21 protein-coding genes and 1 tRNA gene are annotated in these 22,402 nt (G+C 46.1%); 11 read left to right on the top strand and 11 right to left on the bottom strand.

Annotated features, from left to right (window positions below; genetic code table 11):
• Nucleotides 1-4 precede the first annotated feature (4 nt).
• Together AC5JR3_RS07695 and AC5JR3_RS07690 are read left to right on the top strand one after the other, a co-directional pair.
• Nucleotides 5-1,294: a glucose-1-phosphate adenylyltransferase gene (locus tag AC5JR3_RS07695; protein ID WP_495844759.1), complete on the top strand. Its 1,290-nt coding sequence runs from the start codon at nucleotides 5-7 to the stop codon at nucleotides 1,292-1,294.
• A gap of 1,370 nt (nucleotides 1,295-2,664) precedes the next feature.
• On the top strand, nucleotides 2,665-2,871 hold the full coding sequence (locus AC5JR3_RS07690) for a hypothetical protein (protein ID WP_495844600.1): 207 nt from the start codon (nucleotides 2,665-2,667) through the stop codon (nucleotides 2,869-2,871).
• Between the two features lie 7 nt (nucleotides 2,872-2,878).
• On the opposite strand, the gene AC5JR3_RS07685 is transcribed toward AC5JR3_RS07690, so the two are convergent.
• Nucleotides 2,879-3,001, bottom strand: coding sequence for a hypothetical protein (locus AC5JR3_RS07685; protein WP_495844598.1), 123 nt, complete (start codon nucleotides 2,999-3,001; stop codon nucleotides 2,879-2,881).
• Between the two features lie 231 nt (nucleotides 3,002-3,232).
• Here AC5JR3_RS07685 and AC5JR3_RS07680 point away from each other — a divergent pair, with 231 nt between their 5' ends.
• Nucleotides 3,233-4,783 (top strand): mercuric reductase, encoded by a 1,551-nt coding sequence (locus AC5JR3_RS07680; RefSeq protein ID WP_495844597.1) that lies wholly within the window; start codon nucleotides 3,233-3,235, stop codon nucleotides 4,781-4,783.
• 47 nt (nucleotides 4,784-4,830) lie between these two features.
• Here the strand turns inward: AC5JR3_RS07680 and AC5JR3_RS07675 are convergent, their stop codons facing one another.
• Both AC5JR3_RS07675 and map read right to left on the bottom strand, forming a co-directional pair.
• Nucleotides 4,831-5,502, bottom strand: coding sequence for a glutathione S-transferase (locus tag AC5JR3_RS07675; protein WP_495844594.1), 672 nt, complete (start codon nucleotides 5,500-5,502; stop codon nucleotides 4,831-4,833).
• Nucleotides 5,503-5,742: 240 nt separating this feature from the next.
• Nucleotides 5,743-6,567 (bottom strand): type I methionyl aminopeptidase, encoded by an 825-nt coding sequence (gene map / locus AC5JR3_RS07670; protein ID WP_495844592.1) that lies wholly within the window; start codon nucleotides 6,565-6,567, stop codon nucleotides 5,743-5,745.
• A gap of 120 nt (nucleotides 6,568-6,687) precedes the next feature.
• Between map and AC5JR3_RS07665 the strand changes: the two genes are divergently transcribed.
• Nucleotides 6,688-6,873, top strand: coding sequence for a ribbon-helix-helix domain-containing protein (locus AC5JR3_RS07665; RefSeq protein ID WP_495844590.1), 186 nt, complete (start codon nucleotides 6,688-6,690; stop codon nucleotides 6,871-6,873).
• Nucleotides 6,874-7,053: 180 nt separating this feature from the next.
• On the opposite strand, the gene AC5JR3_RS07660 is transcribed toward AC5JR3_RS07665, so the two are convergent.
• Both AC5JR3_RS07660 and AC5JR3_RS07655 read right to left on the bottom strand, forming a co-directional pair.
• On the bottom strand, nucleotides 7,054-8,166 hold the full coding sequence (locus tag AC5JR3_RS07660; RefSeq protein WP_495844588.1) for a CPCC family cysteine-rich protein: 1,113 nt from the start codon (nucleotides 8,164-8,166) through the stop codon (nucleotides 7,054-7,056).
• A gap of 50 nt (nucleotides 8,167-8,216) precedes the next feature.
• Nucleotides 8,217-8,996: a carbonic anhydrase gene (locus AC5JR3_RS07655; RefSeq protein ID WP_495844586.1), complete on the bottom strand. Its 780-nt coding sequence runs from the start codon at nucleotides 8,994-8,996 to the stop codon at nucleotides 8,217-8,219.
• A 360-nt stretch (nucleotides 8,997-9,356) separates the two neighbouring features.
• Between AC5JR3_RS07655 and AC5JR3_RS07650 the strand changes: the two genes are divergently transcribed.
• Nucleotides 9,357-10,352, top strand: coding sequence for an LCP family protein (locus AC5JR3_RS07650; RefSeq protein WP_495844584.1), 996 nt, complete (start codon nucleotides 9,357-9,359; stop codon nucleotides 10,350-10,352).
• An 18-nt stretch (nucleotides 10,353-10,370) separates the two neighbouring features.
• Here the strand turns inward: AC5JR3_RS07650 and AC5JR3_RS07645 are convergent, their stop codons facing one another.
• From AC5JR3_RS07645 to AC5JR3_RS07635, 3 genes are all read right to left on the bottom strand, one after another.
• A complete protein-coding gene (locus AC5JR3_RS07645) occupies nucleotides 10,371-11,072 on the bottom strand; it encodes a nuclease-related domain-containing protein (RefSeq protein WP_495844582.1) in 702 nt (233 codons plus the stop codon).
• Nucleotides 11,073-11,201: 129 nt separating this feature from the next.
• A complete protein-coding gene (locus AC5JR3_RS07640) occupies nucleotides 11,202-11,609 on the bottom strand; it encodes a hypothetical protein (RefSeq protein WP_495844580.1) in 408 nt (135 codons plus the stop codon).
• 187 nt (nucleotides 11,610-11,796) lie between these two features.
• Nucleotides 11,797-12,177: a cupin domain-containing protein gene (locus AC5JR3_RS07635; protein ID WP_495844579.1), complete on the bottom strand. Its 381-nt coding sequence runs from the start codon at nucleotides 12,175-12,177 to the stop codon at nucleotides 11,797-11,799.
• Between the two features lie 344 nt (nucleotides 12,178-12,521).
• On the opposite strand from AC5JR3_RS07635, the gene AC5JR3_RS07630 reads away from it, so the two are divergent.
• Complete coding sequence (locus AC5JR3_RS07630) at nucleotides 12,522-12,875, top strand: phenylpyruvate tautomerase MIF-related protein (RefSeq protein WP_495844577.1); 354 nt, start codon at nucleotides 12,522-12,524, stop codon at nucleotides 12,873-12,875.
• A 137-nt stretch (nucleotides 12,876-13,012) separates the two neighbouring features.
• Here AC5JR3_RS07630 and AC5JR3_RS07625 read toward each other — a convergent pair.
• A tRNA-Leu gene (locus tag AC5JR3_RS07625) sits at nucleotides 13,013-13,094 on the bottom strand.
• A 140-nt stretch (nucleotides 13,095-13,234) separates the two neighbouring features.
• Here AC5JR3_RS07625 and AC5JR3_RS07620 point away from each other — a divergent pair.
• Nucleotides 13,235-13,399 carry a metallothionein gene (locus AC5JR3_RS07620; protein ID WP_495844575.1) on the top strand — a complete coding sequence of 55 codons (165 nt, stop codon included), beginning with the start codon at nucleotides 13,235-13,237 and terminating at the stop codon, nucleotides 13,397-13,399.
• Nucleotides 13,359-13,553, top strand: a complete 195-nt coding sequence (locus AC5JR3_RS07615; RefSeq protein ID WP_495844574.1) for a hypothetical protein — start codon at nucleotides 13,359-13,361, stop codon at nucleotides 13,551-13,553. Before AC5JR3_RS07620 ends, AC5JR3_RS07615 begins: the two co-directional genes overlap by 41 nt.
• 87 nt (nucleotides 13,554-13,640) lie before the next feature.
• Here AC5JR3_RS07615 and AC5JR3_RS07610 read toward each other — a convergent pair whose 3' ends face one another.
• Complete coding sequence (locus AC5JR3_RS07610; RefSeq protein WP_495844573.1) at nucleotides 13,641-14,564, bottom strand: alpha/beta fold hydrolase; 924 nt, start codon at nucleotides 14,562-14,564, stop codon at nucleotides 13,641-13,643.
• A 297-nt stretch (nucleotides 14,565-14,861) separates the two neighbouring features.
• Between AC5JR3_RS07610 and AC5JR3_RS07605 the strand changes: the two genes are divergently transcribed.
• The 3 genes from AC5JR3_RS07605 (at nucleotide 14,862) to AC5JR3_RS07595 (ending at nucleotide 20,096) form a co-directional block, all read left to right on the top strand.
• Nucleotides 14,862-16,784 carry an iron uptake porin gene (locus tag AC5JR3_RS07605; RefSeq protein WP_495844570.1) on the top strand — a complete coding sequence of 641 codons (1,923 nt, stop codon included), beginning with the start codon at nucleotides 14,862-14,864 and terminating at the stop codon, nucleotides 16,782-16,784.
• A gap of 556 nt (nucleotides 16,785-17,340) precedes the next feature.
• Nucleotides 17,341-18,366, top strand: coding sequence for a DNA cytosine methyltransferase (locus AC5JR3_RS07600; RefSeq protein WP_495844568.1), 1,026 nt, complete (start codon nucleotides 17,341-17,343; stop codon nucleotides 18,364-18,366).
• Complete coding sequence (locus AC5JR3_RS07595; protein WP_495844567.1) at nucleotides 18,363-20,096, top strand: ATP-dependent nuclease; 1,734 nt, start codon at nucleotides 18,363-18,365, stop codon at nucleotides 20,094-20,096. The genes AC5JR3_RS07600 and AC5JR3_RS07595 overlap by 4 nt, the downstream gene beginning before the upstream one ends.
• 116 nt (nucleotides 20,097-20,212) lie before the next feature.
• Here the strand turns inward: AC5JR3_RS07595 and AC5JR3_RS07590 are convergent, their stop codons facing one another.
• Nucleotides 20,213-22,186, bottom strand: a complete 1,974-nt coding sequence (locus AC5JR3_RS07590) for a heavy metal translocating P-type ATPase (protein WP_495844565.1) — start codon at nucleotides 22,184-22,186, stop codon at nucleotides 20,213-20,215.
• Nucleotides 22,187-22,402 lie beyond the last annotated feature (216 nt).

Below are 22,402 nucleotides of genomic sequence, written 5' to 3'. Positions count from 1 at the left end.
TTTTGTGAAGAAGGTCTTAGGAATTATTCTTGGTGGCGGCGCGGGAACTCGCCTTTATCCCCTGACAAAACTACGGGCAAAACCTGCTGTTCCCCTAGCCGGAAAGTACCGCTTAATTGATATCCCAGTCAGTAATTGCATCAATTCAGAAATTTATAAAATCTATGTCCTAACCCAATTCAACTCAGCCTCCCTCAACCGCCACATTGCCCGCGCCTATAGCTTTTCTGGCTTTACCGATGGCTTTGTGGAGGTACTCGCTGCCCAACAAACCGCCGAAAACCCCAGTTGGTTCCAAGGTACGGCTGACGCTGTGCGGCAATATCTCTGGCTATTCCAAGAGTGGGACATTGATGAGTACTTGATTCTCTCCGGCGACCACCTGTACCGGATGGACTACCGTAAGTTTGTGCAGCGCCACCGCGAAACCGGAGCAGATATCACACTATCAGTGGTTCCTATCGACGAAAAGCGGGCATCAGACTTTGGTTTGATGAAAATCGATGATACCGGACGAGTTGTCGATTTCAGCGAAAAACCCAAAGGGGACGCCCTGAAAAAGATGCAGGTTGATACAACAACCCTAGGTCTTGACGCCGAACAGGCGAAAAAAAGTCCTTACATCGCCTCCATGGGGATTTATGTCTTCAAACGCGATGTAATGATGAAGTTACTCAATCAGTTTCCCGATCAAACCGACTTTGGTAAGGAAATTCTTCCCGGTGCTGCTGACGACCATAATATCCAAGCCTACCTATTTGATGACTACTGGGAAGACATTGGAACCATTGAAGCGTTCTACAACGCTAACTTGGCACTGACACGCCAACCTCAGCCACCCTTTAGCTTCTACGACGAAAAAGCCCCGATTTATACCCGTGCTCGTTACTTACCTCCCACTAAGCTTCTAGATAGCCGGGTGACAGAATCCATCATTGGGGAAGGCTGCATCCTTAAACAATGCCGGATTACTAACTCCGTATTAGGAATCCGTTCTCGTATAGAAGCAGGCTGTACCATCGAAGATGCCCTGATTATGGGGGCTGACTTCTATGAGCCGTTTGCTGAACGCCAATCCGGTTTACAAGAAGGCGGTGTTCCACTAGGCATTGGCGAAGAAACTACCATTCGCCGCGCCATTATTGACAAAAATGCCCGTATTGGTCGCCATGTGCAAATTATTAATAAGGACAGAGTTGAGGAAGCCGAACGTGAAGACGAAGGCTTTTTCATCCGTAACGGTATTGTCGTTGTGCTGAAGAATGCCAAGATTACCGATGGCACCATCATTTAACAAGTTGCTCGATAGGAAGATGATTGGTCACATTCTGAATACAACGCAGTAGACCAAGAATAGGGAAACTAGTGTTGACGCCATGAAGCCCTGACCTTAAAGCCCTTTCTCCCTGATTGAGAGGGCTTTAGGGTGAGGGTTTTTCTTTCCTTCAAGACAATATTGAGCTGTTAGGGCATCAGTAACTCTTTTTTGTTTCATCCTCCTAAAGATAGAAGGCGATTTTATACCCTTTTTTAGGAGAAATTTGTCTGACACCGACTATAGATTCTAATGTGTAGGATTGTTGTATACATAGCTACAATTAATTCACAGATCAGTCCCCTGCTTTAGGTAGAAGTCGCAGTGGAAGAGAAAAAGTATTATTCCCTCAGAAGACTATTAAAAGTTTCAATTTTTACTTAGAATTTTATTTAATCTCAGGCATTAGTTTAATTAAAGTGATTTTCGCCCCAAAAAAGTTACAAAATTAGACTGAGCTTCTTAGGTTTTTTTAGAATGAATTAAGATGTTAATAAGACGTTAGAGATTAAGTAAGATGGAAGGCAAGGAAATTCCAAATCAAGATCTGGCAGGAGAGAATAGTTTTCAGGTAGTAGAGCGGATAGAGGAATCTCCGGCTAAAACAAGTCATGATCAGGTGACAATTGCTAATGAAGGGCTTCTGTGGACTCCGCTTTACCTAACGCTAATAGCTTGGGCTTTGCTTTTTCTTGTCCCACTCAATGTATGGAAGAGCTTACGTAGCAAACCTAATCCCCTAGAAAAGGCTTGCAAGTATCCCTGTTTAAGTTGTCGATTTTTTGAAAATAATCACTATCTTAAATGTGCTGTGCATCCCTCTAAAGTTCTCAGTACAGAAGCCAATGAGTGTCCTGATTACTGGTCGCAGAAGAGTAACAAATTTCCTTGCTAATTTTTTAAGAAGAAACCGTAAAATTTACCAATAGTATTGTCAATTTGATTGGTTTAGTTAACCTTGAGTATTGTTTGATTTCTCTAGAAAAAGAGAAATTCATTTCAAAATGAGGCGATCGCTGCAAATTCCGAAAAGTAAGAAGTAAGTAGGCAACAATAAATCAAAAATTGTGTTGTAAGGTGATTTTTTTAAATTGTTCCGTAGTCAGGGCTAAAGTCCTGACTACAAGCCTTTAATCATTTACCTTGTCTTACTTAACGCTATATCCCCGTAACAATTGCCAGTAAGCGAGAGATAAAAAGCCGATTTCGGTATCTCTTGCTATGGCAGTAAATTTTCTATAAAGAACTTATTAGAGACCTAGACAATTTAAGTCTCTAGATAGGGTATTCCTCATAAGAAGTGCATCTAAGCTGAAGTATCTTTAGTTAACAAAATGGAGAAACTATTTATGCCAGGTGGACAGGCTAGTCATAAAGGTCACTCAGCAAAACCTAATACCAACGCTAATGATAGTCTTGATATTGCTGCCGGACTTGAAATAGACCCAGAAGAAATTCTTGGTGAAGGAGAGGATGCAAGACGAGCCAGAGAAGAAAGTCCGGAGAATCGTGCGGCTACTCAGCGAGCTAGTGGGAATGCAGGAGACGAGGAATAAAAGGAGGTTACTGTAAATTCTGGTGGAAATGATGCAAAAGTCTTACCAGGATAAATACCTTTAACAGGGCGATCGCTCTATCTAAATAAGGAGTATGAGCAAGCAGGCGAAGTTCAATAATGATTGTCACGACGCTAAGGCTGCCACTTTGATTTAGTGCTACCTTTTTTGCGAACAGTTTAGTTTGCCGCTCCAAACAAAGATAACTGGGCGAGATTTTAAGAGTAGTAGCATTAAATAATTAGAGCGATCGCCAAATTTCACTAAGTATTTATCCTTACTTTTTATTCCACTACTGCAAAAAACTGATGGTACGTTAGGGAAGACAGAGTTAAGTCTGTATTCTCAGGAGAAGTTATTAATGCCAAAGCCCGCGATCGCATCGGTTAAAGTTCCCCCGATGGATGTTCATAACCAAACCTTGGTTTCCAACCTTCATCCTCCCGACTGGGTAAACCCCATACCAGCACCTCGTTATAACTTAGTAGTAATTGGCGCTGGTACAGCTGGACTGGTAACAGCAGCCGGGGCAGCACTTTTGGGTGCGAAGGTGGCTTTAATTGAAAAGCATCTCATGGGCGGCGATTGCACGAATGTCGGTTGTGTGCCTTCAAAGGCAGTGATTCGCTCGGCTCGCGCTGTGGCAGAGGTAGAGAATGCCCAGCAGTATGGTGTCTGCGTTCCGGAGGGGACAACGGTTGATTTTCCGGCGGTTATGGAACGGCTGCGACGGGTACGTGCGGATATTAGCAGTAACGACTCTGCCAAGCGCTTTACGCAGGAGTTTGGCGTCGATGTTTTTCTTGGGGAAGCGCGTTTTTCTGGTTCTGACACGGTAGAGGTGGGGAGGAAAACTCTGCGCTTTAAAAAGGCGGTAATTGCTACAGGTTCGCGAGCTGTAGAACTGCCCATTGAAGGATTAAAAGAAGTAGGATATCTCACCAACGAGACGGTATTTTCCCTCACCGAACGTCCCAAACGCCTCGCTATCATCGGCGGCGGTTACATTGGCTGCGAGTTAGCCCAGACGTTTCAGCGCCTAGGTTCCGAGGTGGTGTTGCTGCAAAAGGGTTCACGCCTACTAGAACGCGTTGATGCAGATGCGGCGGAGATTATCCAACAGACGTTGATTCGAGAAGGCGTTCGGGTCATTTTAAACGCGAAAACCCAACGCGTTGAACGCCCTGTTGCAGAAAAAGTCCTCCACTACGAAATCGATGGCAAAACTGAAACCGTGACAGTGGACGAGATTTTGGTGGCTGTAGGACGCGCCCCCAGCGTAGAAGGATTAAATCTTGACGCTGTTGGTGTTGAGTATGACAAGAAAAAGGGTATAACGATCAACGATTACCTGCAAACGACCAATCCGCGCATCTATGGGGTTGGTGATGTGGCGATGAAGCAGAAGTTTACTCACGCAGCTGATGCGGCAGCGCGAATTGTCATTCAGAATGCGCTATTCTCGGTTTTTGGAATTGGACGCAAAAAACTTAGTTCTCTCGTCATGCCGTGGTGTACTTTCACCGCTCCAGAGATTGCCCATGTGGGGATGTCTGCACAGGATGCTCAAGAGCAGGGGATGGAGATTGATACCTTCTGCTTTGAGTTAGATGAAGTGGATCGGGCAATTATAGACGGCGAGACGGAAGGATTTGCGAAGGTACATCTGAAGAAGGGAAGCGACAAGATTTTGGGAGCAACGATTGTCGCCCGTCATGCGGGGGAGATGATTAATGAAGTGACGCTGGCGATGGTTAGTAAGGTAGGATTGAGCGCGATCGCTAACACGATTCACCCTTACCCAACGCAAGCGGAAGTAATTCGCAAAGCCGCTGACGCCTACCAAAGCAAGAAGTTGTTCAATCCGTTTGTGAAGAAGCTCACCTCTACTTGGCTGGCTTGGAGGCGTTAGAGAGTGTAGTGCGTTATTAATGCACTTTGAAAGATTGGCGATCGCCTTTAGAACAGAAGCTCGTATGCACCGCCACGTTCCAGCGCCCGCTGGTAAGCCGGACGCCTATGAATGCGATTGAGAAAGTCTATAAGCTGCGGTCGGTTCGCACCTAAACCTGTCCGCGCGGCTGCCGCCTCCAGAGGGAAGCTCATCTGAACATCGGCTGCGGTGAACTCGTTGCCAGCGAACCACTGACTTTTCCCAAGCTCTGCCTCCATGTAGTTCAGGTGCCGCGCGATCTCAGGTTCAATGAACGAGCTTTTAGTGCGATTGCTGATCAACCGGGCGACAGGACGCACAAAAAAGGGCATTGGTCGCTTCTCGATTTGATCAAAGATTAGCTTCAACACCAGAGGGGGCATAGCCGAGCCTTCTGCATAGTGCAACCAATAGGTGTATCGCAGCCGCTCTGGCGTACCAACCCTGGGGGCGAGCTTTCCATCACCATAGCGCTCGACCAAGTACTCAATAATTGCGCCAGACTCTGCCAAGGTTAATGCACCATCGGTAATAACTGGCGACTTGCCGAGAGGATGCACCTTGTGCAGCGATGCTGGTGCTAGCAGGGTTTCCGGGTCACGCTCGTAGCGCTTGATTTCATATTTTAGTCCCAGTTCCTCTAGCAGCCAGAGCACGCGCTGGGAACGGGAGTTGTTCAAATGGTGGACGATGATCATCAGAGGGTTTTCTTAGTTGTATATCTAGTGTCGCATGGCGCAATACTCGCCTGTAAGATTGCTAAGGCGCGTAACGCGGCGGTAGATGGCTTTGAATTTACTACCAGGATCTTTTGCTCGTCAGTATCGACTGATTCGCTTACTGGTGCTTCACCCTTGAAGTTGTACATCATATTAAACAAAACTGCTCTTGTAGAAGGCATTATTAATGCGCCCTACAAGAGGTGCGATCGCATCTCTTTATGAAACAGTCAGGATTTCCACCCCTTCTTCTGTTACAGCAATGGTGTGTTCAAACTGAGCGGAGAGTTTTTTGTCTTTCGTAATCACAGTCCAACGGTCAGGCAAAATCCTCATGTCACAGGTTCCTTCATTTAGCATTGGTTCGACTGTGAAGACCATCCCTACACGCAATTTCAAACCGCTGCCTCGTTTACCGTAGTGAGGAATCCACGGTTCTGTATGAAACTGCCTTCCAACTCCATGCCCGACCATCTCCCGCACAACTGAGAATCCATTCGCCTCGGCATATTCCTGAATTGCCGCACCAATATCCCCAACCCTTGCTCCCGGCTTAATTTCAGCAATTCCCCGCATCATGCACTCTTGGGTTACCTCAACCAGTTTCCGGGCTGATGCTGACGGGTTGCCAACCAGGAACGTTTTAGAAGTGTCACCGTGATAGCCATCTAGAATTGGAGTCACATCGATGTTGATGATATCTCCGTCTTTAAGGATCTGTTTGGGGTTAGGAATTCCATGACAGACAACCTCGTTGACACTGGTGCAAATTGCACCCATGAAAGGGGGATAACCGGGAGGTGCGTAGCCCCGTGTGGCGCTGATTGCACCGTTAGCTTGCATCCAACGCTCTGCTTCATCATTTAACGCTTGGGTGCTGACTCCGGGTTTTACCATTGGTTCAAGATGCTTGAGTAGAGCCGCAGCGAGTTGTCCAACGCGGCGCATCTTGTCCAATTCTCTAGCAGAGAGCAAGACAATCCCCCGATGAGTTGGCGATCGCAAATTATTTCCAGTCATTGAAAGCAAGCTTTGATGGTTCATGACCAAACTCTTTCTCCCTAATGCTAAACCGTGCTAGCACAGCATAGCATAGCACGACACGGTTTAGCCCCTTGCTTGTATGCTGGGTATAGGGAAAAACAGTGGAAGCAGGCACTTAGAATGGGTGGAAAGACAGACTTAGATAGAGTGGTAGCCTATGTTCCTTCCGAGTGGAAAAAGGAACTGGAAGAATGGGCAGAGGAGGAAGAACGTTCGGTTTCCTGGATGGTTGCCAAACTAATCGATAGGGCTTTGCAAGAACGTCGAAAGCCGGAAAGTCCTTCAAAAGTCGTGAATATGCGTTGAAGATAGCGTTTTAGGATAGCACCAGTCTCTCATCACAAAAGGTTGCTCAGTGCTTGTGAGGGAAAACGCGATCGCCCTTTCAAGTCACTCGGTCATGGCTATCGCACCCTCAACAGAAACAACGAAACGAGGTAGGGAATCAGCGAGCGCTTCAATTCATCCAACGTTCCTCACTTGTCTCTAACCCTCAACAAGTCGTGTGCCAATTTCTCTTAATAATCCTGCAACCTCTTGTGGGTGTGGTTCAGGTGGATTAAGTAGTACTTGTTGCGCTATGTTTTTCCACTGGTCAACTCGTAGCTCTGTAATATAATCACTCCCTCTGAGACCCAAGAGCCATTGTGGGGAGATTGCCCTGAATTCTTCTGCAAGCGCTATGCGGATGCGTTCTTCTTCTGAAAGCACCAATTCACTCAACTGGCGCAGCAGATATCCCTTTTTTTCTGAGCGATAGAGGGCAGTCGCTAGCAAAAGAATACCCATTGCAAAAAAAGGACATTCTTCGTTATCTACGGGTAGCGATAACATCCGCCAGCACATTAGTTGTAATGCAAACTCGCAAGCCTCCTGTCCCAGATTTAATACACTTGCAATCAATTGGATAATTGTTTCTGGCTCATTATTAATGTTCGCTGTATCAATGTTTTGCGGTTCAATCGCCATTCTAAGCAAAACGGCACAGCAAAACGCTCGCATTAGATGTCCAATAGTTTTCTCTGAATCTTGTTGGAAATTCTCTGGCTTTGACCAGCTCATCAACTGTAAAACCTCTACTGCCTGATACCAAACAGGTACTAGATCCTCTCCCTTAGATGGACGAACTACCACTTCATTTGACTGCCATGGTTCGTCACGAACGCGTTTGAGTACCCGCAGATAGTTTTCAAAATCCATGCCATAGTCAGCTGCTGCTATCTTTTCAAGCATGGCATCATCAATGCGCGATCGCAGCCACACCCATAACGTATAATCCGATGGATTAAACTGATTGAGCAGTTCGTGCCACTTTGCGTGCAGCGTGACTTCAATTGTTTGCCAATTTGGGTTACGCTCCTCCTCTTCAGTTGGACACCTAACAGAATCTAGCCATTGGCGATCGCACGCCCCAAAGGCTAGAAAGTTCCGCTGTGCTTGGATTAATCCGATTCCATTAGAACTTGCGTGTTGCCAAGACCAATCAGCCAAAGAGTCTTCCCAAAAACAGATCGGGCAAATCTCATAACTACCTGGCGGCTCTTTAGTGAGGGTTTTGTAACCACAACAGAGACAAGGATATGCTTGGACAGAGTACATGGAGATGCCGATCTAGCTTTCGTAAGATATAGACTATCGCACTGAATCCCTTAACTAGACCGTAACAAGTAGCGCCGATTTAACGGCTGAATAGGTCTGGCATTGAGGGGAAAAAGTTTACTAAACTTCTCAATTTGAGCGGTCGATACTTCAACGGGTTGCTCAAGAACAATCCAACGGACAATTTCCGAGCAAGGTGGAGTCGTCAAAGAACCGAAATAACGGAATGAGTCACGTTCAACAGGCAACATTTGAGCCAGATCGATCTGTGTGCCACTAATCGACTTTTCCGGAGATTTTTGCTGAGGTATGGCTGCCCAAACTGGCATCAGGGCTTGATTCTCTGCTCCTTCTTTGAGAAGTACCCCCAAAACGGCTAACTCTCCCTTACGGTTTTGGTGAACGAAATGGGCTTCCATCGGGTAGGCTTCTCCCTCAACCGTATGCTCGCTCGGATGATGGAAGTGGAACTGGAGCAGTTCGTATTCTTCCCCGTTTATGATTAGGCGATTGCCCGGAACCGTATTTACCTGAATAGTTTGACCATTATTGATAATCTTGAGCGGAACTGAATTATAGCTAATTTCTACATCAGGAAGTTCAGCCTCGATAGCTCCTTGCAAATTGATGGGAGATTGCTGTAAACCAGCTCTACAAGCGCTGTAGGTTGAAGATAAACTACTCCAATTCTCTGGACCTTCAGCACCAATATAACCCCACTCTATTCCACCTTCTTGTGCGATCGCAGAACGTAATGAAGTAGCTCCTAAACCAAGCACAGTTCCTGCACCACTAGTTGCTAGGAGCTTAAGCATCGTTCTTCGCTGCATAACTTTCAACTTCCTATTCTGAGTTACAGTGAACTTAATCGTCACCTTAATAATTTTTTTATCTTCTCATACAGATGTAATAAATATCTAGTCTTTCTGGTTACTTTATTGTGAGTTACTTTGTAAATTATTGTGCTTACTAACGCATCCTAAACTGTTAGCACTCTCGAATTAATCCCAATCATCTACAAAACGCTGCAATCATGCTTTACTGATTAATTGTGCTGTTTTATAAATGAGTTTTACGTAAAGGCTCTTAAGGAGAGTGAATTTATTAAAGGATATCTAAAGCCCTAGATAACCCTTTCTCAACTGATTAGGCAAAAATATAGTGTTTCTGTGTGGAACCCTTTCCCAAACGTGAAAATTCATTGGTGGCGTCGGTTATTGCTCGGATTCGGCTTCGGTGGAGTGGTGCTCGTATCAGCATCGATTGGTGTGTTGTTTGCGCTTTCAGAAGCAACTGCTCCCCTACTCAAACAACCTCTGAGTGTCAGAGAAATCGAGACATTTGCTCAAGATCGCTTTATCGATCGCGATCGCCTATTCCCAGAGTTGTCTCGACCCGTTAATATCCTGGTGATGGGGATGAGCGTACTAACTTCTGATGTCCCCAACTCACCCGAAGCCTCCCAAAATTCCGGTTATCTGGCGCAGGTTAACGCCTTTAACGGTTTGTCCGATGTGATGCTGCTGTTGCGCTTTGACCCCCAAACCCAGCAGTTGACGGTTCTCTCAATTCCGCGCGATACCCGTGTGGTCACTGAGCGAGGGGCGAGCAAGATTAACGCGGCTAATGCCTCCGGTGGCCCCGCGAACAGCGCTCAAAGGGTAAGCCAGCTCCTCTCCAACATCCCGGTTGACCGCTACCTGCGGGTAAATGTTATGGGGGTGCAACGACTAATCGATGCTTTAGGAGGCGTGACGGTAGATATACCGGAAGACCTGAAGTACACTGATAAGTCCCAACATTTATACATTGACCTCAAAGCAGGAAGACAGCACTTGAATGGGGAGCAAACGCTGCAATTGCTACGCTTTCGCCAAGACAGCCAAGCAGATATTGGTCGCATTGGACGGCAACAACTAGTGATGCAGGCACTGCTAGAACAGAAGGTAAATCCGCTCTTGCTCTTGAGATTACCACAAATTCTGAATGTTGTTGAGTCACACCTAGACAGCAACTTGCAGGGAGATGAGCTGGTGGCGCTGGGTATCTTTTTGACAAATACTAACCGCGAAGAGGTAGAGTTATTCACCTTACCCGGTACAGCAACGAGGAACGGCGTCAGCTACTGGCTACCAGATGAGTACAGTATTCAGCAATTGGTAGAACAGTATTTTCTGCCAAGGTAGTAGGGAAACGCAAACCTACTAGCCAAGAGATTTTAGAAGTGTTACTAACCTAGATTTCTCAACTACATATACTTTCTGTAGTTTCCCAGCCGGAACCGAAACTTTAGCATCAGAAAAAGCCACAATCGGAGTCACAAAACTCAAGTTCTTTTGCTTCTTCACTTGCAAAGCTTGTTTCATGGCTTGATCAAGAAAATTTTTTTCGTAGGGATAACTTGTCTTTCCCATACGCCGATACAACTGTTTTCCATCTGTTGTTACTTCACCTCGATGTGACTTGACATCGATCACATAAGCTTTGTTTTGGGGAGAGATACAAACAATATCAGCATCTCCTAATCGATTACCTAAACGCATACCGTACTCAACTTGCCAGCCCCCTTGCTCTAGTTGAAATATTTCTTGAGCCGTATCTTCCTCACCTTTAGCACCTTGATCAGCATGATTGGCTCGTTTCCCTAAGAAAACACCATTTGATACCATCCCCAAAGCAACAATGACGAGAAATGCATAGAGAATGAGTGGTATTTTTAACAATAGTTGCGGCTGAGAGGGATTTAGAGAAGGAATATCTTTCAAAAAGCTCTCGAAAGCCTTGAACAAAAAAAATGGAAAGAAGACGACTAACCCTGCTGAGACAAAAGAAAGAATAGCCTTTGCTCGTCTTTTTACTGCCAGTTTACGAATATTTTGTCCAGCTTGACGGCTTGATTTTGCCATAGGTATTTATTCAAGAGTCTGATGAGGCTTTTGTAAGAATACCCAGAACTACTTTACAAATTGCTATGGCAGAACAATCAGGGCTAAAAACTATTTAGCCTGTTACTGTTTGCAGATTTCCACATTTCATCAAGCAATTTTCTTCTTAATTGACTTAATTACTAAAACAACTGATAAAAATAGAATACAGCACAATACTAATGCCAGTGTTTCTTTGATTTTTGGTGATATAAATACGATAAATTCGTGGTCTTTAATTAAAGCAGAAAAGCTTGAAACACAAAATGGCATCAGGTATAATCTGAATGTTTGCCAATTATCTTTCTTGTCAGCCTTGTTAGAAGAAACACTTAATAATAGACCTGTACCGACTACAGCACTTATACCAACTGAGTTGATCCAGATTTTAAGTGAAGGATCAAAATATAAATAAACTACTACGATGTACCAAATTAAATAGCACCAAAGAATCGCTTTATTTAATTTTATTTCATAAAAATATTTAATCGCCCCTTTATATCTAAGTGCTTGTTTCATTTTTACCTAAGCTCTGAAGGAAATTGCAAAGGGCAGTCAAATGAATTAAAGAAGTAAATAAGCGAGAATAAATTAAACTTTGTGTTGCAACGCAAAACTTTAAGGGGGTCGCAGTCAGATTTTGCGCTCTGTTTTGAGTGCTGAAGCCCTGATTACAGACCTTTAATTATTTACATGTCCTACTTAGTTAGGACGGGAGTGCCAAAGCATCTTCTGGCAAGACAAGCTGATATCCAGCATCGGACGGCGACGCGACTGAAATAAAGACTAATGGCTGATCACCAGTGTTGAATACTCCATGCACACATCCGGTATGAGCAACTACCACATCTCCTGCGATAATCGGCTGGGTACTGCCTGCTTTGTCCAAATAATATTCGCCCTTTCCGCTTAAAACAGTCCAGGTATCCTGCCCATTAGGATGGATATGTGCGGGGATTTCTTGACCTGGCTGAATGTACCAAGCGACAATAACGGCATCCTTTGATTCCGTAACAACCGACCGAATCGGCTCCCCGTCTGTTGGTTGGAAAAAATTAGAACTGTTGAATATCCTGGTCGTACTCATCTTTGTATCGCTATTGAAAATAGACTACGGAAGAATAAACAGTACCGTCCTTGAGAGCCACCTTTGAAAGTTTTCTTACAGGCAATTGTGTCACTGCTAGTTTCAAAGAATTGTCTCAGCGATAACATAACAACTTGACCCTGAGCACTAACAGATCGGGTTTCGGAACGTTGGGATATACGGTTGACTGTGTATTTTTCCCTTCCTAATGGTCAAGCTTTTGCTGAAAGCTGCGTTGATGGGAACTTGTCTACAAAACCCCACCTGCTTTCCTCGTCGCCTATACTCGATCGCAGGGATGAGATACCGAACGGGTTAGAACGATAAAGGAGATCGCACTTACTATGCCTCTAATTAAAGTCCAAACTTCGGTTGATGCTCCAGAACCAACGGCTGTTGAGGGGCTGCTGCTCCTACTTTCTGGCAAACTCTCGAAGCATCTCGGCAAATCTGAATCTTATGTGATGACGGCGTTTGAGCCTGAGGTAGCAATGACCTTTGGTAGCACTGTGGAGCCTGTATGTTATGTGGAAGTCAAAAACGTTGGCAGCATGAGTCCTGCCCAAACCCAGGCAATGAGTCAGGACTTTTGCCAGGTGATCAATGAGCATCTCGGTGTACCGATTAACCGGGTTTACATTGAGTTTGCTGATGCCAAGGGTTCTATGTGGGGTTGGAATGGCTCCACGTTTGGTTGATTGTCACATCTGCTAGTTCTGGCAGACTAAAGTCTGCATCCGCAGGCTAATTTAATTTATGTGAGATAGATGCAAGGGGTTTAATAGATAAGGGTTCTAGCTTACTCAGAAGTTAGAACCCTTATCTTTTTAAGTGATGCGGACGAAAGGACTTGAACCTTCACACCTTGCGGTACTAGAACCTAAATCTAGCGCGTCTGCCAATTCCGCCACGTCCGCGTTTGTTGCGCGATCGCTATCATAGCAAACAAAGCTGTCACTTGCGTACAGGTTTTTCAAATGTAAAGAAGCATTAAGCTTATATATGAATATCTGTTCAGGTGTTAAAGTAAATACAGAACAGATAAAGGAAGATTTTTATGACTACCGTTACCGAAATGAAATGTGCCTGTGAGTCCTGCCTGTGCGTGGTTTCCACCAATGATGCCGTGCAAAAAGACAACAAAAATTACTGCTCTGAAGCTTGTGCGAACGGTCATACCGATGGTTCAGGCTGCGGTCATACAGGTTGTGAGTGCTCCTAAGGGGCGATCGCCAAACCTAATCAACGGATTATTTCCCTCACTGCCAAAGTCTCAAGTCACGGCGGTGAGGGAAATTACTTTAAAACGTGAACGTTGTTCTGACTGTACCGATAATCACATCGCTGTTGTTGGAATCTTGAGCCGCCGCCGCTGATGTTAAAAACCCAAGAGCTATGCCAAAAATTGCTGAATAATTCAGCAGAAAAATCAAAGTCTTGATGAGCAATGCCCACCCAACAAGTTACTGTGCGGCGGCGGCTAAGAAGGGCAAAGCCACTTCAACTAACTCGGCGGAGTACTCTTCGTGCAACCCTAACGCACCAGGGAGCGATCGCCTCTCAATTCCGGGCAAATCGGCTACGGCTGTCATTTCTGAGCGCGACTTCGGGGGAGCATTTTCCCCGATGACTACCATCACGGGGACAGGGGCGGGCTGAAACCAAGCGCGAAACTCTGACGCCTCGCGAACGGGGTCGAGTGCGCCTGTAACGAAGGCAGCAGAGGCGTATCTAGCACCGGGTTGTTGCGTGGTTTCTCGCTTCTGGGTAATGAAGTCTGGGGTTAGGAGGGTATCTTCGGCGTAGACGTGACCCTTGTACATGGTGCGGAGAAATGAGGACGTTGTGTTGAGTTGGTAGAGGGTTTGACCGAGAATAGGCGATCGCACAATTCCTCTGACTGCACCAGCCACCTGCTGATTAGCCCCCATCGTTGGCAAGGGGCCGCGCCAGGTTGGTGCTGACAAGACAATCCGGCTCACGGCTTGCGGCATTTTGTGGGCTAGTTGCATGACGTACCCCGCCCCATGACCTGCCGCCATGATGGCAATCGGGCGGTGGAAGATATCGCCAACAAAATCTTCTAAAAACTGCTGGTACAACTCCCCGCGATACTCCAGAGGCGGACGATCCGATTCTCCAAAACCGGGCCAATCTAGAGCCACGACCTGAAATTGAGACGATAGGCGTTTGGCGATATCGCGCATTTCGCCTCTTGTGGAGACGCTACTCAAAGCTGGCAGTAGTAATACGGGGTTTCCTTCCCCTAGAGTTTCGTAAGCAACGGCTAACGGTTTTCCTTGCCAATTCCAAAGGTATTTTTGTACAATGCCCCCGATATTAAGCTGCGTCGGGGTGGAGTTTGTAGAAGTTGATTGAGCAATCATCTATTTTCGTTTGAATAAAAATCGTTATGCTTCTATATTCTCTCGGTCACGTCTGAAGGGAGAACCATTAGAGCCGCCTGTTGTAGATGCGATCGCTGTCTTTCAGTAATCTGCCTAACTACAGTTGCGGCTTGACTTGCTGTAAGCTAGACGCGACAAAGTTTTTGCATCTGAGTCGGATTTTTGTTGACTCAGAGCAAATCTAAATCGTATTTTAGAATGATTCTCGTTTTCAAAAACGTTTAAAGAATTTAACGCTCTTTAAACCTTAATTAATGGGTGTGAGGAAATTTAAGCATGTCTAGAACCATGAGATTTAGGCTGATTAGCCCAACTGTTTTGGGTACAACGCTCTTGTTCGGTGCCAGTGCGATCGCGACAGAAACCACCTCGATTCCCCAAGCAAATCAGCTTTCAACGGCAACAATTTCTGCTACTAATACAAGCGTTGAGGCAGTCCGATCAAATCCGATTGAGCACACTCCAGCTGTGGCACCCCTCCGGGTGGACTTAGAAAGAATGGGGGATAAGGATGGACAATTCTCCAGACTTGATATCACTGAGGTCGCACTGCCAGAAAGCCAGGATGAGCCAGTCGCGTCTAACCCCATTGAAGAGTCTGCACCCTTGACGGATGATGCCAGCGTATTAGAGCAAATCAACCGCTATAACAGTGAAGATAACGCTCTTGACCAAGTTACCAACGTCTCTCAACTACGGGATGTTTCTCCCGGAGACTGGGCGTTTGAAGCCCTGCGGGAACTCGTAGAACGCTACGGCTGTATTGTTGGTTATCCCGATGGCACCTTCCGAGGTAATCGCGCTACGACCCGGTTTGAGTTTGCGGCGGGTTTGAATGCTTGCTTAAACCAGATTGAGCGTTTGATTGCTGCTTCTACGGCTGATTTTGTTACTCGTGATGATTTAGAAACCCTGCAACGGCTGGTACAAGAGTTTGAAGTGGAGTTGGCAACTCTAGGAACTCGCGTTGATAACTTGGATGGTCGGGTGGCGTTTTTAGAAGACAATCAGTTTTCTACCACTACTAAGCTCGCAGGTGAAGTCATCTTTGGAGTGGCAAGTATCTTCACGGGAGAGAGTGCCGATGGTGGTGAGATTCAAGAAACAACAGTACTGGGCAACCGAACCCGTTTGAATTTGGAAACGAGCTTTACAGGTCAAGATTTACTCCGCACGCGACTAGCAACGGGTAACTTTCCTGAGTTTGCCGGGGTTACGGGAACGCGGGAAGGGGAGTTTGCCTTTGCCCAACCGGAAGATAATGATCTCGGTTTAGAAGTTTTGTTGTATAGCTTTCCAATTAGCGATCGCACGCAGGTTGTAGTGGCTGCCCAGGGCGGGGCTTTCGATGACTTTGCCAGCACAGTTAACTTCCTCGATGGAGACGGAGCTAGTGGTGCATTGTCTGCCTTTGGTACGCGCAACCCGATTTATTACTTAGGTGATGGTGCGGGAATTGGCATTAGAAGTGAAATCAGTGACGCTTTGGAACTTAGCTTGGGCTATTTAGCAGGTGAAGCCAACAACCCTTCCCCTGGAACAGGCTTGTTTGATGGCCCCTACAGTGCCTTAGCGCAATTGGTGATTAAGCCGACCGAACGCTTGAATCTTGGTTTAACTTACATCAACTCCTACAACGCTGATGATACGGGGACAGGGAGTAGTCGTTCCAGTTTTTCCATTTTTGATGACGCTTTCTTCCAGAGTTTGAGTTTGCCAACCCAGGACGTTCCCACCAGCAGTAATTCCTACGGCGTAGAACTCTCCTGGCAACTCAGTGACAGGTTTGTCGTCGGTGGTTGGGCAGGCTACACCACGACGCGCTTGCTCTCCACCTTGGGGGGACTAGTTAACCGGGGTGACACTAGCACCTTTAACTATGCGGTGACACTGGCATTCCCAGATTTAGGTAAAGAAGGAAATCTGGCAGGGATTGTCTTTGGGGTGGAGCCGAAACTCACTGACACTGATATCACCGTGCCAGCCTCTACTATTGCCCAGTTAGCGGCTCAAGGCGTTACCCCACCAAATATCAGTGCAAATGACGATACTTCCTTCCACATCGAAGCGTTTTACCAGTATCGGCTCACCGATAACATCTTGATTACGCCTGGGGTAATTTGGATTACCGCACCGGGGTTCAATAATCAAAACGATGACATTGTGATTGGTGCGATTCGCACAACATTTAGTTTCTAGAAACTAAATAAATAGGTGGGAATAAATCAAACTGTGTGAAGCAATGTAAGAAGATTAAAGTGTTTCGTAGTAAGGGCTTCAGCCCTCAGACCTTTAATTTTTTACGCTGATGTCTGGTGGACAGACACTGTTAATGCCCTACGAGCCTTCTGTTGAGCTGGCTTACTCTGTCTGGTTGCTGCCTGACGGATAAAGTCGAGCTGAGAGAGTAGAATCAATCTCATTACAAGTTAGCCTGCAAGGTTATCGGTGGGGGCTGTTCACCTGACTCATCTATTGAGACTCAAAGTAAAACCTACTGCAAAGTTATCTATAGAGGTCACGTAGCTTCAATAGCTGTTAATAATGAGGAGATATGGGCATTTTATGTATAGGTGAGACCTAATAAAATTCTATTAAAAATTAGTGCAATCGCCGCTCTTATTAAGGTAAGTTTCTGCAAACCAATTCACCATTTTATTGGGCATCCTAAATTAATATCTATTTAGGATAATGCTGCTTGCCTAATTGCAGAGTGGGGATTGCAGAGGACATCTGATCGTGACAACATAAAGTAATGACATTATTAACATCTATCGACCTTTTTGCTGGTGCAGGGGGACTTAGCTGCGGACTTACGGCAGAGGGATTCCAGGTGAATGCTGCGGTAGAGATTGATCCGGTATCAGCGAAAAGTTATAGCCTCAACCATCAAAGTACGAATGTCATAGTCGATGATATTCGGCGCGTAACTGATTCTCAGCTGCTTAAGCAAGCAGGACTTGCTCCTGGTGAATTGGACTTGTTAACTGGTTGCCCACCATGTCAGGCTTTTTCCACACTTCGTACGCGGCGTCGGAAGCAACAGTTAAACGATCCGAGCAAAGAACTCATTATTGAGATGCTACGACTGGTAAGATCGATACGCCCTCGCGCAGTCATCGTAGAAAATGTTCCTGGTTTAGCAGATGATCAGCACTTTACTAACTTCCGACTTGGTTTGAAAAAAGCAGGGTATCAATCTACATATGCAGTTCTCAATGCATCTGACTTTGGTGTACCACAGCGGCGTAAGCGGTTAATCCTTGTTGCATTGAAGGGGAGCGAAATTCCCTCAAGTTGGTCAAGCTATCACTGCGAACGTAGGACTGTTAGAGACGCTATCGGTCATCTTGCACCAGCGGGAATTAGTGGAGATATACTTCACGACATTCCTGAAAAGCGAACACCAGCTATGATGACGAGAATCAAAGCGACACCTAAAAATGGTGGTAGTCGCCTTGATATCTCACCCGAATTACAATGCGCCTGCCATACACGCATTGACGGGTTTAAGGATGTTTATGGTCGAATGGCATGGGATGATGTCTCACCGACTATTACTAGTGGGTGTAATAATCCGTCCAGGGGTCGGTTTCTTCATCCCGAAGAGAATAGAGCTATAACACTTCGAGAAGCTGCACTGTTACAGACATTTCCCCTAGCCTATCAGTTCTGCCTTGATCGAGGTAAAGAGCATGTTGCATCCCAAATTGGGAATGCTTTCCCCCCAGATATGATTAGACCAATTGCAAGAATCATCAGCCGTGAGTTGTCAGGATGAGTAAGAAAAAACCGGTAGATGATCTCCAAAAGAGTGTTAGGGCACTTGAAAGTAAAACCTCCTATATTTGCAGCCTTCGCTTCCCCAACTATCGGAATCTTCGGTGTGACAGCGAGCTACCATTTGACTTTCCAATCACAGTTCTGCTTGGTCGTAATGGGACGAACAAGAGTTCCATTCTTCATGCTCTGTACGGTAGCCCAAGCGGTCAAACTATTGCAGATTTCTGGTTTGAGACAGAGCTTGATGCAATTCCCTCGGAACGTAATGGACTTAAACAGAGCGTTGTTCACCGATATCGTAAAGATAATGGCGATATTGTTGAGTGTATTAAGGCTCGCGCTCCACGCGGACCTAAAGACCCCGATTATTGGGAGGCTGTTAAACAGAGCCAAGTATATGGGTTCTCTGATAGTGGCACTCGAATTAGTCCTATTAAAATCAAAGTTACACACTTGGACTTCCGGGGCGAGTTGCCCGCTTTTGATAAATACTTCTACTTTCCTGATCCAAAGCATCTTGCGGTTCTTGTCCGTTCTGCAAAAGGCCGAGGAAAGCTACGCAGAGAGTATCGCAAGCAGGACTATCTTAGACAACGTTCAAGACGGTTAAGAAAGGCAATTGAGGAGGAGGGTATTGCACTAACTACCGAAGAGTTGGAAGTCCTGAAATACATTCTTGAGCGGGATTACGTTAGTGGAAGGGTGCTGAAACACTCACTATTTCACGGACATGAAGGCTGGACAATACTGTTCGAGACAAATCAGTTTAATGGGTATTCGGACGCATTTGCTGGCAGTGGTGAGTCAGCTGCTGCGCTGCTTGTACATAATATATTGCAGGCTCCAGAAAGATCTTTGATGCTCCTAGATGAGCCTGAAACGTCGCTTCATCCCCGTGCCCAACAACGAATGCTAGAATTTATCGCACATCAGGCTGTGCGGAAGTCCCTTCAGGTTGTGATGGCAACACATTCTATCTATCTCGCAAAAAATCTCCCTCAGAAAGCAATCCGAGTACTAGTTCGTGAACCAGATGGCTCTGTGACAGTGAGAACCGATCTCTCAGCAGACGAGGCATTACATGAAATTGGTACTCTCCCACCTGGAAAAACTATTCTGGTTGAAGATGAGCGAGCAAAACACATCGTTGTTTCAGCTTTAAAGCTAGCGTCGAGTCATGCTTTAAGTGAGTTTAAGGTTTTGGTTCGAGAAGGCGGAACTTCACGCATATATCGTGATATTCAAAGCTATGCAAACTGCGAGAGGAAAGACGTATTTGTTATTTTTGATGGAGACCATGAACCTAAAAAGCCTATTCCTAAAGAGGGGGAACTTCCCCAAGGAGAAAGTGACCTAAAGAAACTGATTCAGGAGCTTACACGGGGAAATAATCAAAAAGGTCCTGATCTTGATTTGGTAAATGCAGACGAGATGACACGCTACATTCGTTTCTTAAGAGAATCTGTCTATTTTTTACCTGAGCTAACTCCTGAGACCCTCGTTTGGGAAGAAGATGCAGCCAAAGAACTTTTAGGTAAAGAGCTACCTGACGAAGTTTCACAAGAGCAGAACCTCAAACAGCGCCTTCACCTACTTGCAGAGGAGATTCCCGGTTTTGATGCTGATACAGTTTTCAAGAGTCTCTTGGCTCAACTACTGAGAGGCGAAAGCCAGCGTAAAAAAGATCTTATAGAAGTTATTCGGCAGATTCGATCTGCCACCGTTTAAGGGAGATCTCCCCTAACCCACTCTCAGTACGTTATACCAGCACTGCTCACCCGACATTAATTATCTATACGTTAAAGTTGAATACGGTTCATTAAATTTCCCAGTTCCAAACAATATCATCGCAGCAGTCGTAAACCGCTGAGTATCACTAAAACCGTAGACCCTTCATGTCCAATTACGGCTAAAGGCATGTTGATGTTGCCTGTAAAGTTGGCGATGAGCAATAGGAATATGAAGCTTAGGGCAAAGGCGATGTTTTGCTTAACGATGCGTTGAGAACGGCGTCCTAAGCGAATGGCTTGTTCGAGTTTTTCCAAACGGTCTGCCATTAACACAATATCAGCCGTTTCCAGAGCAACATCGCTCCCGGCGATTCCCATGGCAATGCCGACAGAGGCTTGAGCAAGGGCAGGGGCGTCATTGATGCCGTCTCCCACCATGGCGACGTTTTTGTATTGTTGCTGCAAGCGACGGATGGCGCTGACTTTATCTTCGGGCAGCAGCTCGGCATAAACGCGATCCACTCCCAAGGATTGGGCAATGCTATGGGCAGTACGCTGGTTATCCCCAGTTAGTAGAACAATTTCTTTGATGCCGAGCTGTTTTAAGCGCTCAATTGCGGGGATAGCACTAGGGCGAATGGTGTCAGCGATCGCTATAATTCCCAAAATTTCTCCCGCTTGCGCTACCCAAATTACGGTTTTTCCCTCTGCTTCTAACTCTTGGGCTTGAGCCTGTAGTGGTAGGGGTACAGCATCATAGCCGGAAGCAGTGTTCTGGCGCTGGGTAGTGAGTACGGGGGATTTCTGGATGGAAGTAGCAACGAAGGCAGCTTTGCCGACTAAGGTAAATTTCTGCTCGACTTCGCCGCTGATGCCTTGACCTACTTCGGCTTTAACGCGATCTACTGGGGAAAGTAGGAGTTGCTGACGTTGGGCAGCTTGAGCGATCGCCTCTCCAATGGGATGCTCGGAGTAGGCTTCTAGGGCAGCGGCAATTTGTAATACCTGATTTTCCGTTTGTCCAGGGGTGGGGATAATTTTGACGACTTGGGGTTTACCTGTGGTGAGGGTGCCTGTTTTGTCAAAGGCGATCGCTTTTACTCTCCCGATCATCTCCAACTGCGCCCCCGTCTTAAACAAAATTCCTTCTCTTGCCCCATGAGCAATCCCCGATAGCAACGTCGGCATAATTGCGGCTACCAAGGCACAAGGCGAGGCAACAACGAGAAAAATTAACGCTCGATAAATCGTTGTTTCCCAATCCCAAGCCAACAAGATCGGGGGCAATACGGCAAGTAATATCCCGACAACAACGATAACTTGGGCGTAGCCTCGCTCAAAGCGTTCGATAAATAATTGGGAAGGAGGCGCTTCGGTTTGAGCTTGTTTCACCAACTGAATGACGCGCTGAATCAAGCTACTTTCCGGCGGTTGATGCACCTTGAGGGTTAATACCCCATTGCCATTAATCGTGCCAGCAAAAACTTCCTCCCCCGCCGTTTTCTCAACAGGCATCGATTCACCTGTGATTGACGCTTCATTCAGGGTGCTGCTACCAGAAACGATCAGCGCATCGGTAGGAATCAGCTCTCCCGGCTTAACGACAACCTTGTCCCCAACTTGCAGTTGACTTATAGAAATTTCCTCTTCCTGATCTTGGCGGATTACTCGTGCTGTATCGGGGGCTAAGTCCATCAAGCTGCGGATATTGCGTTCCGTCCGCTGCATGGCGTAGCCTTCGAGGGCACCGCTAATTGCAAAAATCAAAATCAAAACTGCCCCATCCACCATCAGGAAATAGTCCTGCTGCCACAATCCCAAACCCGCCGCACCCAAAGCAGCAACAATCATCAATAAGTCAACATCAAGTTGTTTTTCTTCAAATAGGGTAGTTAGTCCTTCACGAGTGCTTTCGTAACCGCCAATTACATAGGCAGCGACTAAAATCAGCACGCCCAAGCCCACCCAGTTGAGGTAGAGGGCTAACCATCCCAAAATTACTAAAATGCCGCAAGTCACGGCGGCGACAGCATCGGGATGGTCTTTGAGGAGGCTAGGGGTTGAGAAGGTTTGGGATTGGGGAGTCATGATCGCTCAAGGAGGAGACTCCCTCACCCTAAACCTTGACATTAGTGTCAATGTCAAGGCGAAGTATTCAAGTTTTAAATGAACCGCACGCGACGCAAAGAACGCGAAGGAAGAAAGAAGAGAGAATAAGCGATCGCTGCTCTGTGGTAGGAAGTGAGTAAGAAGCTTAGGTTGAATGGCACTGGAAACTTGTGGCTCAGATCCCCGACTTCTTGA

Source organism: Kastovskya adunca, assembly GCF_059505785.1.
Note: the sequence above shows the minus strand (reverse complement) of the source record. Positions and strands in the feature narration are given on the sequence as shown.

Bases quoted from the DNA above. Each gene is read 5' to 3' on its own strand.
- AC5JR3_RS07595 (WP_495844567.1), top strand. From the start codon at position 18,363: ATGAGTAAGAAAAAACCGGTAGATGATCTCCAAAAGAGTGTTAGGGCA.
- AC5JR3_RS07690 (WP_495844600.1), top strand. From the start codon at position 2,665: ATGCCAGGTGGACAGGCTAGTCATAAAGGTCACTCAGCAAAACCTAAT.
- AC5JR3_RS07680 (WP_495844597.1), top strand. From the start codon at position 3,233: ATGCCAAAGCCCGCGATCGCATCGGTTAAAGTTCCCCCGATGGATGTT.
- map (WP_495844592.1), bottom strand. From the start codon at position 6,567: ATGAACCATCAAAGCTTGCTTTCAATGACTGGAAATAATTTGCGATCG.
- AC5JR3_RS07635 (WP_495844579.1), bottom strand. From the start codon at position 12,177: ATGAGTACGACCAGGATATTCAACAGTTCTAATTTTTTCCAACCAACA.
- AC5JR3_RS07600 (WP_495844568.1), top strand. From the start codon at position 17,341: ATGACATTATTAACATCTATCGACCTTTTTGCTGGTGCAGGGGGACTT.
- AC5JR3_RS07605 (WP_495844570.1), top strand. From the start codon at position 14,862: ATGTCTAGAACCATGAGATTTAGGCTGATTAGCCCAACTGTTTTGGGT.
- AC5JR3_RS07665 (WP_495844590.1), top strand. From the start codon at position 6,688: ATGGGTGGAAAGACAGACTTAGATAGAGTGGTAGCCTATGTTCCTTCC.
- AC5JR3_RS07590 (WP_495844565.1), bottom strand. From the start codon at position 22,186: ATGACTCCCCAATCCCAAACCTTCTCAACCCCTAGCCTCCTCAAAGAC.
- AC5JR3_RS07645 (WP_495844582.1), bottom strand. From the start codon at position 11,072: ATGGCAAAATCAAGCCGTCAAGCTGGACAAAATATTCGTAAACTGGCA.
- AC5JR3_RS07655 (WP_495844586.1), bottom strand. From the start codon at position 8,996: ATGCAGCGAAGAACGATGCTTAAGCTCCTAGCAACTAGTGGTGCAGGA.
- AC5JR3_RS07660 (WP_495844588.1), bottom strand. From the start codon at position 8,166: ATGTACTCTGTCCAAGCATATCCTTGTCTCTGTTGTGGTTACAAAACC.
- AC5JR3_RS07610 (WP_495844573.1), bottom strand. From the start codon at position 14,564: ATGATTGCTCAATCAACTTCTACAAACTCCACCCCGACGCAGCTTAAT.
- AC5JR3_RS07615 (WP_495844574.1), top strand. From the start codon at position 13,359: ATGGTTCAGGCTGCGGTCATACAGGTTGTGAGTGCTCCTAAGGGGCGA.
- AC5JR3_RS07620 (WP_495844575.1), top strand. From the start codon at position 13,235: ATGACTACCGTTACCGAAATGAAATGTGCCTGTGAGTCCTGCCTGTGC.
- AC5JR3_RS07675 (WP_495844594.1), bottom strand. From the start codon at position 5,502: ATGATCATCGTCCACCATTTGAACAACTCCCGTTCCCAGCGCGTGCTC.
- AC5JR3_RS07630 (WP_495844577.1), top strand. From the start codon at position 12,522: ATGCCTCTAATTAAAGTCCAAACTTCGGTTGATGCTCCAGAACCAACG.
- AC5JR3_RS07640 (WP_495844580.1), bottom strand. From the start codon at position 11,609: ATGAAACAAGCACTTAGATATAAAGGGGCGATTAAATATTTTTATGAA.